This is a genomic window from Flavobacterium sp. A45 (assembly GCF_002001005.1).
Taxonomy (GTDB): Bacteria; Bacteroidota; Bacteroidia; order Flavobacteriales; family Flavobacteriaceae; genus Flavobacterium.
On sequence record NZ_MUNX01000038.1, the window covers coordinates 25,262 to 41,139 of the forward strand.

11 protein-coding genes are annotated in these 15,878 nt (G+C 33.0%); 4 read left to right on the top strand and 7 right to left on the bottom strand.

Annotation, left to right across the window (positions count from 1 at the left end; all coding sequences use genetic code 11):
* Positions 1-111: 111 nt before the first annotated feature.
* The 7 genes from B0E44_RS01425 to B0E44_RS01460 form a co-directional block, all read right to left on the bottom strand.
* Positions 112-2,259: a cellulase family glycosylhydrolase gene (locus B0E44_RS01425; protein WP_077370418.1), complete on the bottom strand. Its 2,148-nt coding sequence runs from the start codon at positions 2,257-2,259 to the stop codon at positions 112-114.
* A gap of 515 nt (positions 2,260-2,774) precedes the next feature.
* On the bottom strand, positions 2,775-5,543 hold the full coding sequence (locus B0E44_RS01430; RefSeq protein ID WP_077370419.1) for an Ig-like domain-containing protein: 2,769 nt from the start codon (positions 5,541-5,543) through the stop codon (positions 2,775-2,777).
* Between the two features lie 263 nt (positions 5,544-5,806).
* Positions 5,807-7,453 (bottom strand): aryl-sulfate sulfotransferase, encoded by a 1,647-nt coding sequence (locus tag B0E44_RS01435; protein WP_077370420.1) that lies wholly within the window; start codon positions 7,451-7,453, stop codon positions 5,807-5,809.
* A 33-nt stretch (positions 7,454-7,486) separates the two neighbouring features.
* A complete protein-coding gene (locus B0E44_RS01440) occupies positions 7,487-8,128 on the bottom strand; it encodes an SCO family protein (protein WP_077370421.1) in 642 nt (213 codons plus the stop codon).
* Entirely contained in the window at positions 8,103-8,690 is a 588-nt protein-coding gene (locus B0E44_RS01445) for a toxin-antitoxin system YwqK family antitoxin (protein ID WP_124019258.1), read from the bottom strand. Before B0E44_RS01445 ends, B0E44_RS01440 begins: the two co-directional genes overlap by 26 nt.
* Positions 8,691-8,693: 3 nt before the next feature.
* A complete protein-coding gene (locus B0E44_RS01450) occupies positions 8,694-9,470 on the bottom strand; it encodes a YHYH protein (protein WP_077370422.1) in 777 nt (258 codons plus the stop codon).
* 1,440 nt (positions 9,471-10,910) lie between these two features.
* Positions 10,911-11,183, bottom strand: a complete 273-nt coding sequence (locus tag B0E44_RS01460; RefSeq protein ID WP_077370423.1) for a DNA-binding protein — start codon at positions 11,181-11,183, stop codon at positions 10,911-10,913.
* A 310-nt stretch (positions 11,184-11,493) separates the two neighbouring features.
* Between B0E44_RS01460 and B0E44_RS01465 the strand changes: the two genes are divergently transcribed.
* The 4 genes from B0E44_RS01465 to B0E44_RS01480 all read left to right on the top strand — a co-directional run.
* Entirely contained in the window at positions 11,494-12,393 is a 900-nt protein-coding gene (locus tag B0E44_RS01465) for a YafY family protein (RefSeq protein WP_077370424.1), read from the top strand.
* Positions 12,393-12,872: a 3'-5' exonuclease gene (locus B0E44_RS01470; protein WP_077370425.1), complete on the top strand. Its 480-nt coding sequence runs from the start codon at positions 12,393-12,395 to the stop codon at positions 12,870-12,872. The genes B0E44_RS01465 and B0E44_RS01470 overlap by 1 nt, the downstream gene beginning before the upstream one ends.
* Positions 12,872-14,569 carry a DUF262 domain-containing protein gene (locus B0E44_RS01475; RefSeq protein ID WP_077370426.1) on the top strand — a complete coding sequence of 566 codons (1,698 nt, stop codon included), beginning with the start codon at positions 12,872-12,874 and terminating at the stop codon, positions 14,567-14,569. The genes B0E44_RS01470 and B0E44_RS01475 overlap by 1 nt, the downstream gene beginning before the upstream one ends.
* On the top strand, positions 14,556-15,878 hold a 1,323-nt coding region (locus B0E44_RS01480), incomplete at its 3' end, for a DUF262 domain-containing protein (protein ID WP_131828080.1). The genes B0E44_RS01475 and B0E44_RS01480, both read left to right, overlap by 14 nt.

Genomic DNA, 15,878 nt, shown 5'->3' on the forward strand with positions numbered 1-15,878 from the left:
GCCAGTTGTAAATAACATGTTCACGGATTGGCCCGTAAGGTTTAAAAAGACATATTTTGTGTATAACTAACTGTTAATTAATTTGTAATCATTATGAGTTTATGAGCTATTTTATTTTTTTATAATTTTATGTGTCTCTACAGTATTTCCTTTTTTGATTTTCAATACATAGTTTCCTGTTGGAATGTTATTAATATCAATACTTTCTTCAAAGTTATTTTGGATGTCTCGGAATTCTTTAGACAAAACAAGGTTGCCTGAGAAATTATACAGCATAATGGAAACAGTTGCTGTTTTTTCTACCGGTGTAACTATTTTAATACTATCGTATGCAGGATTAGGATAAATAATTGTTCCGGTCGATACTATTTCTTCAGGGGATGCTATTTTAGTAGTACTTGATTTAGCGGTAGTAGTTTTTGCAACTGGATTAGCTAAACTCCATTTAAAGGAAGAATAAGTTGTATTGAGGGTATTTTGAACTATTTCAATACCAGTTCCATTTGTACCTCCAGTTGGACGTATGTACCTCCCAGATTTTCTGTTTTTTATCCAATAATAATTAGCTTCATCAGATGTTTCAATTGCCCATTGCAGTTCGGTATTAGTAGTACTTGTAACCAAAGTAGTTTGGGATAGATTTGTATTATCTACAGTCGATCCTCCAGTAGGCTGTATTGCTTTACCTGTATATCGATTTACAATATAGTAATAGCCTGTAACAGGTGCTGCTATAAATTCCCATTGGTAAGAGCTTAATGTCGGGACTGTTGTTTCTTCATATTGAGTAATAAAGGCGGTTGCATTTCCCCCAGTTGGTCGCATATAATCGGCAGTGTATTTGTTAATCAAATGGAAGTAAGAAGATGTAAATGCATCTGAAGAAGATGTAGTTACAGTGATCGTAACTATTGCAGAAGTAGCTGTTGCCCCTCCATTATCAGTAGCTCTTGCAGTAATGCTATGTGATCCTGCACTTGGTGTCCAGTTATAGGTGTATGGGCTGGTGGTATCGGTTCCTATTAGGGTAGTGCCATCATAGAATGAAACTGAAGTAACTGTTCCGGGAGCAGTATCCGTGGCAGTAGCTGTTAATGTAACACTTGTGCCAGAAGTATAATTCGAGCCTGTTGCTGGTGCTGTTATACTTACAGTTGGGGCTCTATTGATTACTGAAAGCATATTTGGAACTAAATTATATGTGAAGGCATTTCCTGCATCATTTATTAAGCCAAACCAGCCCCTATCATCCCAAACCGAGAATGCAATGCCTAAATCAATACACGCTTTGGCAAATGTCTGGTAATATTCTTTTACAACTGTAGCACTTCTTTCCGCTTGATTAGTAATTCTTCCTACTCCAAATTCACCATAATGTATAGCAATTCCACCAAGATTATTTTGGGCATGTGTGTTACAAACAGTGATGTCATTTTTAATTTGCGTTACACCAGGATAGCTTGCGTTTGTTCCTGTTTGCCCACAAAAATTCCATGGGTCATAGCTATGCACGTGCATCGCAAGGTATTTGTCGCTACCACCTCCGGGTAATGTTGATACGTTTGGATAGACTTCTTCGATTTGAGAATCATTAGCCTGACCATTTGGTGAAATCATTACAATTCTTGTAGTATTATTGCCCCCAGTGGCACGGATTGCATCATAGCCAACTTTATTTATTTGCCTTGTAAGGAGAATTCCGCTTTGTGCTGTAGGAAGTACGGCTTCACCCCACTGGCCCATTACGCCCTCTGGTTCGTTAAGCACTTCAAATGCCAATTTACTTGGATAGGCTTTGAAATGATTGGCAATGCTTGTCCAAAGATTTGCAAAAATAGTATTGTAGTATGCAGACCCATTATAATTATCTTTTAGCCAGTGCTCGTGATGGGTATTTAATACAACATAGAGACCTTTGCTGAGAGCGTAGTCTACAGTTTTTACTAATTCAATAAAGCGTGGATGTGTTTTATCAATATTTCCGTTTACATCTGTCAGTCTTGTCCCGCCTACATAATCATACCATGTTGTAGGGATTCTTATATTAGTCATTCCTGCTGCTGCATAGGAATCTATGATTGGCTTAAATGAAGTAAATGTGGTAGATTTATTCCCGTTGTCAAATACATTACCAAGGTTAAAACCAGATCCCATATCTTTTACAACTTCTTTCGCAGTTTGGGAATATGAATTAAAAATGCTTAAGGTTAAGCATACATAAAACATACATTTGAATCGATAGTAAATTTTTGATTTCATAATTTTTTTTATTTTTTATTATGTTATTTTTTTTATTGTATTCAATTTCAATTGTTTATCAAATGTATTGGTAGTATTTGTAATTTTTAACTCACTTTTTAAAATAAGGACGTTTGTCATCCTAAAAAAGTACATTTGCAGTTCAACCGTTTTCGTAAAAGGCGTTAAAGTGACTTAATTAAGTAGAAGAATAATTGTATATGGTTAATTTCTATATGGTTAAGTGTTTGGATTGATATTGAAATATAGGTGGATCAGCAAATTTTTTAAAAGTATTTACTTAAAGGTTAATGGTAAGTTTAGTGTTTCTGAAAAACAGTTGCTAAATTAGAAGAGTTTTAAAATTCTGTGTTTTAAACCATAATATAATAATCCAATTCAATTTTACTCTGTCCCTCGAAGAGGGTGGGGATAACCAATAAAGACTGTTTTATATTTTTAATTGGTATAAGCAAAAGAGCTCGCAATTGCGAGCTCTTTTTATAAACTTAAAGTCTAGTCTTTTGACTAAATGATTACTTTTTAATGATTTTTTGTGTTTCTACAGTATCACCTTTTTTGATTTTCAATACATAGGTACCTGACGGTATATTACTAATATCTACTCTTCCTTCGAAGTTACCTTGGATGTCTCGGAATTCTTTAGACAAAATAAGGTTACCCGTGAAATTATATAAATTAATAAAAACTGTTGCAGTTTTTTCTACTGATGTTACAATTGTTATAGCATCTGATGCAGGATTTGGGTAAATGCTTGTTCCCTTGGCTGCTATTACTATTTCTTCGGAGGATGGCATTGCTTTAGTATTACTTGTCTTGGCTGTGGTTTTTGCTGCTGGGTTTGCCAAACTCCATTTAAAAGACGAGTATGTAGTGTTAATTGTATTTTGAACAATTTCGATGCCAGTACCATTTGCACCTCCAGCAGGACGGATATACATGCCTGATTTTCTATTTTTTATCCAATAATAATTGGCTTCGTCAGATGTTTCAATTGCCCATTGCAGTTCGGTATTGTAGGGACTAGCAACTAATGTTGTTTGTGATAGATTTGTATTATCAGCGGTTGATCCTCCAGTAGGTTGTATTGCTTTACCAGTATATCGATTTACAATATAATAATAGCCTGTAACTGGTGCGGCTACAATTTCCCACTGGTAAGAACTTAATGTAGGTACTGCTGTTTCTTCATATTGAGTAATATATGCAGTTGCAGTTCCTCCAGTTGGGCGCATATAATCGGCAGTAAATTTATCTATCAGATGAAAATAAGAAGATGTGAATGCATTATTTACTGCATTCACCGTTAATACAGCAGTTGCAGAAGTGGTTACTGCGTTATTATTGTCTGTTGCTTTTGCGGTAATGCTGTGCGAACCTACGGTGGCGCCTAACCAAGAGTAACTGTATGGGCTAGTAGTATCTGTTCCTAATAGTGTAGTGCCATCGTAAAAAGAGACTGATGATACAGTGCCTGGAGCCGTATCAGCTGCTGTTGCTGTTATGTTTATAGTGGCTCCATAAGTAACAGCCGTTCCAGTTGTTGGAGCTGTTATGCTAACTGTTGGCGCTGTATTGGTTGATTGAATGCTAATATTTACTGTTTTTTCTGCAGTATTTCCATCGGTTGAAGTCGCAACAGCTTTCAATGTATGGTTCCCTGCCGATAGGGTAGCTAAAGCATCATCTGCCGGAGTTGACCAGCCCCAATCAAAAGGAGTTAGTGTTTCTTCGCGTAGCATTACATTATCCAAGTATAATTTTACACCAGTAATACCAGACGAATGTGTTGCACTAACGTTTGGCGTTAAATCATATCCTTGAGCAAATACCTGTCCTTCAGTTATATTGGTAAATGCTACTACAGGATTAACGGGTACATTGTAAGGAGTGGTAACAGGTCCATTAGTGTCTGTAGATTTATATTCCATTTTTTTTAACATGTTTCCATTAGCATCGAATGTGAATAGTAACGTAGATGCTTTTGTAATTGTACCGTTAAAATCAATGTTTTCAGCGGCATTGAATCTGAATTTTATGGTCCCAGTTTTTGTGGAATAATCTCCCGTAGTAGTGGAGAATTTTACTGAATAAGAAAAATCAGTAGTGGTGTTTTCATTTATCAGCATAATAGTGTAACCGTTGGCATCTTGCATTCCAAATTCAACAAGATCATAGTTGTTATTATTGTTAATTTGACCACTCATATAATTATCACGTTTATTTTGACCCAACATTTTATAGTGATGTGCTGAAGAATAAAATTTTCCTGTTGTTTTATCAATCATAGACCAGCTCCAGCCTTCACTTAAAGACCATGGCGCGATGTAAACGGCGTTGTTTTTTAAACTTTGTTTGGACATAATTGCCAAGCGCTGGCCTACTCGAAAACCGGTATTGTTATAATTATCTTGGTATTCACCTACAGCTACTTTTAGAGGTTGATTCGCTGGACGTAAAGCATTTGTAGAATTAATCAGGGTCATCATAGTAGCGTATTTTGCACTAAGCTCACCTTCATCATAATTACCTGAACCGCCATCTCCATAAAAATGAAAAGCAAATATGTCTACTAATGGATCTCCATTATAAGTTGCTGTGCATACGGCATTTGCTCCATTATAAAGAAAATCTTTGTACCAAGTACCAAAAGGTCCAGTAGTTGTAGTTCCCCACCAATGTCTGAAGTCTGGTCCGCAAATAATACTGTTGACATCTTTTTGTTTGATTTTAGTAGCAATGGTTTTAAACTGCGCGGCAAATTGTTGAAAAGTTCGTCCATCGGCAGTTGTTGTATTCGCGTACCATGCATCAAAGTTGGATGAAGGATCTGGTTCATTACCAATACCCCAATAAATGATTCCAAGGTTTTTGGTTACATTAAAATAGTCCATCCATTCGCCTACTTGGGTTGCTGTAAGATCGATTGGGAGTTGTACCAAAGGAATTCCTCCTATAGATTTTGCATTTTGAATAGCAGTTACATACCAATCTTTATCGTTGTAAGGATCATTTTTGGTTGTATTGTTGTAATTTCCTCCAATGCGGATGACACCTAGATTCCAAGTACCTATTTCATTAATATTGGCCTTGAAAAGATCTGTCACAACCCCAGGGCTGTATTCAGCATATTCCCAATAATTCATTCCGAAGAATTTATCGGTACTCTGTGCGAAAGTTGTTGATAATGAAAGGAATAATAATGCAGTGATAAAAAATAGTTTGAGGCAGCCTTTCTTCATAATCCTCAAATGGCATGGTTGGGTTGGTAATTTTTTTTTCATTTTTTTCTTTTTTGGTATGGCAAACGTAATAGTAATTCGTTAACTACAAAAAGCTTGTAGTGAATTAAGTACGTTTGCCATACCAAAAAAGTACGTCTGCAGTTCAAACGTTTTCGTTATAACTGCAAAGGTGTCTTAATTGAGAAAAAAAATGTTTAATTGGTTATGGATCAGATTTTTATAATTTAGATAGAAGTAATGTGAAAATTATCTGAAAATCATCAAATTTTGAGTGTGAAGTATTCTATATGATATTTTGGTTGTTACTCGGTTTTTATAATTTTAAAAATTTTTGAAGTGAATTCATTGGAGACTTTAATGAAATAAATTCCTTCGGATAATGTATGGGTAGAAAAGGTTATTTTATTTGAATTGTAATTTTCTTTAGCCACAATTTGGCCCAAACTATTTAACACTTCGATATCTATTTTTGAAGTATTCAAATCCGAAATGGTAATATGCAATTCTGTTTTTGTAGGATTGGGATAGACAACAATATCTTTAATTAATGAATTATCGGCAACTGATAATGTCAAACTGCAGGAATTGGAAATTACATTTGAATTTTCAATGATATTTCCGCTAGTCAATGTATGGTTTTTAAAACCAATAAAGTCATTTGGATAAAAGCTGGATCTAAAAACGGTGTTCTGGGACGGAGCGGTATTTTGATTTATAATTCCGTTTGTATTTACTGGATTTATGTATTTCCAGAGTGTTGCACCACTATTATTGATTTCAAAAAGGGTTCCCGTAGGCCCACTGCAAATCAGCACATTTCCGTTGGATAATTGCTGAGTTCCCGAAATGTTTTGTGCATACCAGTTTTGTGTATTGTTTTGATTGTAGATCCACGAAGGTGAAGTAGGGAAGTAAGGTAAAGTTGCCGTATATTCGAAACCATTAACTGGGGGATTGATTATTTCTACTGTAGAATAATTGCCTCCTGTTCTGCCATTTCCATTATTAAAAATCATAATTTGATTTTCAAAAGGAAGTCCTTTTGCAATCCATTGTGCATTGTGCTGACCAAATAGTTTTTGATCAGTTGCAGACCCGTTATCGTAGCTTTGAGGGTTTCCCCATCGGTATAAAATGCCACCGCCTTTTTTGGAATTTCCTCCCGAATTAGTTTTTGCTTCTTGGGTTGTAGTACTGTGATCTATAATCCAAATTTCGTCTGAATTATGAGAGCTAAGTAGAATTTGATTTAAACTGGAATTATAATCAATGGAATTTATATGCTGCCAATCTTCCGTATTGGCAGTTGCTGCATAATTTAGATCAATGAGTTGCGGATTAGAGGAAACCATTCCATAATTAGATTTCGTTGCGTCATAATCCTGTATTAAATGGTCCCATATTTGCCATTCCCAGACAATATTTCCGCCATTTGTGCCAACAGGCTGGATTTCTATAATTTTTTCACTCCATACACTAGTCGAAATCAAATTAGGGTTTCGGCCTTGTGCAATAGCTTCATCTACTGTTTTTTTGTCCCAAACAATTGCCAAAACATTTCCGTTAGGAAGTGCTTTTACATCGTGATGCTGGCAATTTGTAGCACTTGATATGGTATAACTCCAAATGACATTTCCATTCGAGTCTATTTTTTCAATTACTCCGCCTTTTCCGCCGGCATTAAATGTGGTATTGTTTGCATTTCCAGAGCGTAATAAATTTCCATCTTCCAAGAGATAAACAGATTGTCCTGGTTTGTATACGCTTGTCCATGTTTTAACTTGTTTGCCACATTTATCAATAAGATAGGTAGTGTAACTATTTATGGGAGCAAATAAAACATATCCATTGTCCAGTGTTCCACTGTCGTGTTGAATTAGTCCGACAGTTTGGGAAAATGATGTTAATGTATAAAGAGCAATCAAAAATATGGATATCTTTTTTTTCATTTTAGAATAATAATTATTTGAAATTAGTTGTTTTTACTTTTCATTTTTTAAAGTATGAACATCTTTCATAAGTTGTTGTATTTCTAATTCTAAAGTGGCATTATAAATTCCTCTTATTTTTTTGTTTTTATCTACTAAAAGAAGATGTTCCGTATGCATAAATTCGGAGGTATCTTTTGCAAATCCTATATTTTCTTCGGCAAAATAACTTTGTCTTGCTAATTGATAAATTTCTTTTTTGCTGCCTGTGAGCAAATGCCAATTGGAAGCTGTGATTTTATATTTTTCTGCAAATTTTTTTAAAACAGGAACACTGTCCTGCCATGGAGTAACACTATAGGAAAGTAGTACAATATCTTTTTCATTTTTAAATTCATCCTGGAATGCAATTAAATTATTTGTCATTTTTGGACAAATCGAACCGCAGCTGGTGAAAAAGAAATTAGCAATATGAATCTTACCTTCAATGTCTTTTTGACTGATAGTTTTATTGTGCTGGTCTGTCATACTAAAATCAGCAATTGTGTGATCAATGAATTTTTGGGCTTCCAGTGTATTTAGAAACTGAGAATCAAAATTAGCATTGTTGTAGTATGGTAAAGCATTTTTAGAAGGCTTATTCTGACAGCTAATTAATAAAAGAAAACTACTAATGAGTATTGTTGTTCTTAACATTTTTACAATTTTTGGTTCCTAATAATCCGTATCTTCTTCCATTGATGATTACATAATTTGATCGAATGGAGCCATTATCATAATATAATTTCTGACTGCCGTCTTCCTGTCCGTTTTTGTAATGGAAAAATTTTATCAAGCGGCCTTCTCGATTCCATTCTTTGAATGCGCCAGTGTACACATCATTCGAAATTTGGTATTCGGTCTGTATTTTTCCATCTTCCCACCAAGCTCGATGTGTTCCTTCTTTTTTGCCAAGATGATAAAATCGTTCTTCGGCTAATTGTTTATTGGGATACCAGCTTTTGTGAACACTCTCTTCAATCCCATTGAGGTAGGATTTAATAAAAGCGGTGTCTTTTGGAGAGTACATTTCATAAATATAGCCGTCAAATTTTTTTCCATTCAGAAAAACAATGTCCTGTATTTTTTCCAAACCAAGAGTATTTACCTCAATATAAATTTTAGGAATTGGTCTTGGATTTAAGTTCTCTTTCTTCTCACTATGATTACAAGCAAAAAGAAAGAAAACTATAGATAGTGTGCTAAAAAAAGGTTTCATGTATTATTGTGTAACAGTACCAGGAGTTCCGTAATAACCACTACCGTTAATATAAGGGTCAGTATTATTTATGTGATAATGATAAATACCGTTTGGATAGTCTGCAGTAACAGCAGTATGACCGTGGTAAGCGTCAAGCATATCATTGGTTACCTCTTTTCCATTTTCTTCAGGTCCATAAACTGGAAATCCGTCCAATAAAAAACCCAGTAAGGAAGATTTAGTTACCTTAACATTTGTTAAATACAGAGGCTCAACATGGTAATGATAACTGCCTGTGCCAGTTGGATGCCCGCGATATTGATCGAATGATATTACTTCATCCGTAAGTGGTGTATTTGGAGCAGCATATTGGTTGTATAAAGGAATTCCATTAATTGCTACTCCCATTGCGCCAAGTGGTGTGGCTGCATGAGTTGAACTTACCACTGGGTTTAACGGAATCTTAAAAGTATAAGTTCTGGCAGTGATTGTATTTGGGTTCTTTTTGAAAGTGTTACCGCCAAAGGTAGTACCGCTAAAATTCTCGTATAGTGCATTTGTAGTAGGGTAATAAACACTTTTGTGGTCAGGAAGCCCTGTAGATTTTATAGTAATGTAGGTACCGTCACTAGTTATACTGGTAGCACCATATATTTTTGTGTAAACTGCTGGAATTTCAGATGTCGAGGGAACAGTAATATCTGTTGAAGGGGTTGTTGTATCCGATTCGCTGCTGCAAGAGGTAATTACAGCTACAAACATTGCAAGCAGTAAATGATTGATTTGTTTTGTTTTCATAGATTTGGTATTTGTTTTAGTTTATATAAAAAGTATTGTAATGGTCATAGAATCTAAAAACGATTTTATTAAGATTTGAATTTAAAGGATTTAAGACTCTTTTATTAAGACTTGGAATAAAACTAAAGGTTTAATCTAGCTTCTGATTTAATTTTTTCACATAAAATAAATGATAATATTTAAGGGTTTGTGATATAGGTTTCAATATTTATAGAATGTTGAAAAAACGACATCTGTTTGTTCTTGGAATTTGATTTTTATTGTTATGGGTTAAGTCTGATACAAGACAACTAGAAATAAGGGTTGTAAAATAATAGCCAGAGGTTTGGAGGCAACTTAACCAAATGCACTTCAGTTTTTAAAGCTTAAAAAATAAAGACTTTGTTATGTTTATAAAATTATTTAAAAAAAGCAAACACATTTAAAAACAAATAAATAGTAATAAAAATAGTGTAGATTTTGTTTTTGTGACAATTTGTTATTTTACAGCATTTTGCTGACTTTTTTTGAGGAAATTAGATGTTTTGCGAAGATTTTTTGTTGAAAAAAGTGAACAGAAAATAACTGGAAAGTTTCAAAACACCATTTCAAGTAATGTAAGATTGAATATTATCCAAAGTAGTATAGTTTTAATTGCTATCCACTATTTTTACAATAAAATATTAAAATTAAAATCTATCTAAAATGAGAGGTTTTTTATGGATGAAAAAAGTTATTAACAGGTAGATAATGGTACCTAAAATGGTATCTGTAAAATAATAACCCTGTAAATCAAATGATTACAGGGTTTTTTTGTGGAATCGCCGGGAATCGAACCTAAGATCGAAAACCCGCATTAATACCGATATTTTACATTGTAAAAATATAGATTGCCCCGATTTTGCCAAAAGTTTAAAAGTCCTTGAAATTTTTATTATTTAAAACTTTCCTGCACTAAGCGGATTGACTTTAAAAGAACGACATAATTCATTAATGATTATTACAAAAGTAAGCATTATTTTGGAACTATAAAATTATTGACAATTGATTTCGAAGTGTCTAACCGCTGAACAAATTTGGATATAGGTTCTTAGATAGCTACACTATATTATGTGATTTAAACTGTAAAATATTAAATAGATGTGAATTCAGAAGAAACCTTATTGCTGTTTATTTGGCTTTATTGTTATTTCTACTTCACTTCGATATCCAGGATGGTAGGATGGGATGTAATTTATGTACCCCATTTTCTGTAACTCTTTAAAGTATTTATGGTAGGTTGGTAGGGTACGGATATGTGAAAGCGACATTATTTTACTGCGACTTACTTTGATTGTCTTTGTGTGACCCTGTCTATATCCGAGATAAAGAATAGCACTAAAAAGGGCGAAATGCCAGACATTAAGTCTAGGATCCTCTTCTAAAATGGAAAGATATATTGAAAGCTTTTGTAGTCTCATATTAGTTTTCTTCATTGAACAGATTCATTAAATCTGATTTGTTGTAATAATAGGAACCTAAAACTTTTTTGAAACGTACTTTTCCTGTAATCCGGAGATTTTGCAGAGATGCAGCAGACATATCCATCAGTTTCCTGGCAATACGGCTTTTAAGCCAATCTGGATTTAAGCCGCCTTCTTCATTATTCCGGTTGTCCTCTATAATTTGTTTGAGTTGCTCGACTAGCAATAGGCCAAATTGCTTTAAATCATCTTTAGTAATATTATCGTTCATTTTTGTGCCTACTATCTTTTAATATTAAGTAATGATCTAAGATATAATGCAATTTTTTTCGTTGCTTTGAAGTGGTGCTTTGAGGTACTGTTAGGCATTCAAAGGCGTTTGGAGAATATTAAAATGCTTAAAAAGAATCTGTCTTTGCTTTATAAATTAAGTTTTTTGAATCGCCCTCACTCTGTTTCCTCACTCTTTTTTGCCACCTTAAAATTTAGAAATTAATTTATTCTGAAAAAAGAACAATACATTACTGCGTCATAAAATGGCAGACAAATGAATTATCTTTGACAAAATAATTGAAATCATTATGTCAAAGCTAATCTATTTTAAGAGGTATTTATACATCATAGACCGTCTAAGAAGCCGTCCTAGCAATTTTACAGAATTGCAGGAATATGTAATTCGTAAACTTGAAAATGAGGATATCGACACCAATTTTGAATATGCCATTCGTACTTTTGAGCGTGACAAAAAAGATATTTTGACCCTTTTTGGAATTTCCATAGAATACAATCGAAAAGACAAAACTTATAACATTGACGAGGAAGAAATTGAAGACCAGTCGGTAACCCGAATGATAGATGCTTTTTCTATCCATCACGCACTGCAGGAGGGAAATAAATTATCGCCAAGCGTCTTTTTGGAGAAGCGAAAATCATTGGGAACAGAACACATACACGGAATTATTCACGCCATTCAGAATGCTTATATCCTAAAATTTACCCACAAAAAACATTGGGAAGACTCCATTACCCAACGAGAGGTAAAACCCATAGCCATCAAGGAATCACAGCAAAGATGGTACTTGATTGCCTTGGACAAAAAAGACGAAAAAATCAAAACATTTGGATTAGACAGAATATCCAGTTTGATCATAACCGATACAAAATTCAAACCTATTCCATACAATGTAGAAAAAGCCTTCCAACACGCTTTCGGAGTGGAAACCTACGAAGCTGAAGTGAAAATTGTTTTGGAATTTTCGTGGCAACAAGGCAATTATATAAAAAGTTTTCCATTGCACGAATCCCAACGTATTTTAGAAGATAATGCGGACAGGGTTTTGATTGAGATTTACATTCATCCTACCAACGACATTATTATGGAACTCTTGAAGCACGGATCCAATGTAAAAGTAGTTTCTCCAATTTCGCTTCAAAACGAGATGAAGAGCAGGATTTTAGGAATGGCAAAATTATATCAATAATGGAGTCCTTTACTGCAATAGATTTTGAAACCGCACAAGGTTATCGCTGGAGTATCTGTCAGGTTGGTTTGGTTCGGGTAGAGAATGGAATCATTACCAAAGAAATTAATTTATTGGTTAAACCTCCCGATAATTATTATTGGAGCCGTTTTACAGACATTCACGGCATTTCCGCCAAAGACACGATAGACACACCTACATTCGACAAAATTTGGCATCAAATTGCACCTTACATCGAAAATCAGAGCGTAGTGGCACACAACGGCTTTGGTTTTGATTTTCCGGTTTTAAACAAAACTTTGGAATATTATGGGATTGAAGTACCGGAATACAATAAATTTTGCACGTATAAAATTTATAAGTCCAATTTGGCTAACTTGTGCGAAAAATACGCAATAGAACTAAATCATCACGATGCGTTGAGCGATGCTAGGGCTTGTGGGGAGTTGTATTTAATGAAATTAAAAAAGGAGAGATAATGGATAATAAATTAACAATTAAAAAATATTTGAAAAAAGGTAAATTCGTGATTCCTAATTATCAAAGAGGGTTTAAATGGGGAGAACCAAACAATGATCATTTAAAGGAGTGCTCAGTAGGTTTTTTTTGTGACAGTTTAATAAAAGCGTTTAAAAGGAATGATGAAGAGTATTTTATTGAAGCAATCACAGCTGTTGAAGATGACAATAGAATTATTTTAGTTGATGGGCAACAAAGAACAACTACTCTGTTTTTAATTTTCATTGCATTAGAACAAATTGAATATTTGAAATCAATCCAATTTAAATTAGTTTATGATGTGCGAAAAGATTCAGATAATTTCTTGAATAACCTGCTTTTGGGAGATTCTGAAAAAACTATCATTGAAGATGAAAATACTCAGGATATTCACTATTTTACGACAGCTTTAAAAAAAATTAGAGAAAAATTCAAAAAATTAGAGGAAGAAAGAAAGATTGGAGATTTTGTAAAATTCTTAAATGATAAAGTTTGGTTGTTATACAATGTGATTGAAGAAACAAAGGCGATTACAACTTTTATTTCTTTAAACGGATTAAAAGCTGTAATGAAGGATGAAGAATTAATCAAATCAGACTTGTTAATTAAATCCTCCCGCTATAATAAACCAGAGAGTAACTCTAAAGAAGAATTAATTGGTTTTGAATGGAAAATCAATGAAGACAGAAGTAGATTGGCACATAACTGGGATAAATGGTTATATTGGTGGAATCGGGAAGATGTGAAAAAATATTTTGGCACAGAAAATAGACATCCATTGTATTTTTTATTGGTTACATATTGGAACAGTGAAAATTCAGATGAAAATAAGAAATTTGATTTTGATAATTTTAAATCAAAATTTATAAAGGATAACGTTAGCGCAAAAAACACTTTCGAAAAATTGCGAAAACTACAGAAGTCTTTTGAAGATACATACAACAATCCAATCTCTTTTAATTACTTAGGGATTGCTTTAAAAACAACAACTGAAAAAGAAAAGACAATTGCTTATTTTTTAAATGAAAAAGAAGAAAAAAAGCGAGAAGAGTATACCTTATTTGTTTTGGTAAATTCAACACATCTTGAAAGTATTAATAAGACAAAAGAAAAAGACCAAGATGTCGAAATAAGGATTCTAAAGGCTAAAGAAGCTATTAATTTAGTTAATGAGAAGTTTGTATATAATAGTGCCGGAAATGAATTTGCTTTTAGGTTTTTATTACTACTAAATGTTATTGAAGATAATAAATTAAATAGAAAATTTAATTTTAATATATGGAATGAACGATCATTAGAACATATTCATCCTAAATCTAAAGCATATTATAAAGATGGAGGGAATTTCAAAGATGGAAATAATAACGATTTAGGTTCGTCTAAACCTAATGGTAAAGAGTGGCTAAATCGTGACGAAATCAATGAAAATGGTTCTGAACATTGTATAGGTAATTTGGTTCTTCTTTACGGAAAAAACAACTCTTCTTTTGGAGCTAAAACATTTGAGGAAAAAAAACAAACTTACTTTGAAACAAGTAGCGATTTGAAATTTGAAAGTAGAGGTTTATTACATACTTTTTCAATATTTGCATCAAGCGAATGGAATGCAGAAAGAATTGCAGGAAATAAAATAAAAATTATTAAAAATCTTGAAAATATTTACAATGGGTTCTATTAAAAATGACGAGTATTCTATAAAGGAATTGTTTTGTACAGATTATAGAAAAATTATAATTCCTGATTTTCAAAGAGATTATTGTTGGGGAAATAAACATTATGGGGAGAAAAAAGACATTAACATAGTTGCGGGTTTTATAGACACTTTATTGGAAGAAAAAAATAAAGGAAAAACAATATTAGGAAAAATTGACGTTTACGAGAATCCAAAAAACCATATTTATCTTACGGATGGACAACAACGGCTTACGACAATTTATCTATTAATTGGAATGTTATACAGAAAAGCCAGTGCAGAACAAAAAATAGAATTGAAAAAATGTTTACTTTCTGAATTTGAAGAAAAAGATGATAAAGAGCCTTATTTACAATATTCGATAAGGGAAAGCAGTGTTTTTTTCTTGAGAGATTTGGTAAATGAGTTCTTTATTGGAAATACAGATTTGCAAGTAAAAGATATTGAAAAACAACCGTGGCATTTTGATGAATATTCTTTAGATCCAACTATTCAAAGTTTCAAAGAAGCATTAAATACAATTGAAGATAAATTAAAAAACAGGAAAGAAAATGAGATTGATATTTTTTCCAAATTTATATTGGAAGACATAAAGATTCAATATCACGATGTAAGTGACAGAAAACACGGAGAAGAAAGATTTGTAATTATCAATACAACCGGTAAAGGATTGACTACAACGGAAAATATTAAACCTATTTTTTTAGGAACGGTTGAAAATGTTTGTTTTGCAGAACAATGGGAAGAGCGTGAAACCTTTTTTTGGAAAAACAGAATAAAAGAGAAAGAATCTACTGCGGATAATGGCGTGAACGATTTTATGACTTGGTGTTTTCAGATTATCGAAATACAAGAAGAAATAGATTTAGTCAAAATAACTAAAAGGATTTTGAAAGACAATGAAAATGAAAAGATATTGTTTAAAATTAATGATTTATTTGAAGCATATAAAAAACTTTTAGGATTAATTGAATCTTCAGAAATTCAAAAGCAATTGAATTTTATTAATGGAGGAGCTGTGTATAATATTCGTTTGTTGACTAAGGATAGAATAAATGAAATTATCTTGCCCTTGCTTTTATTTATAACAGAAATTAGCGATGAAAAAACTGATGTTTACCAGTTTTTGCGTAGGCTTCGCAAAAATTATTTTGATAAAAAATGGGAAGAAAGAAAACAAAATTATACTGACTGGAGATACATAATACAACTAATAGATAAATCAAAAAATATTGAAGATTTATTGAGCTTTAAGGACGTTTTTAACTTTAAAGATATTCCGAATGTTCCTAAC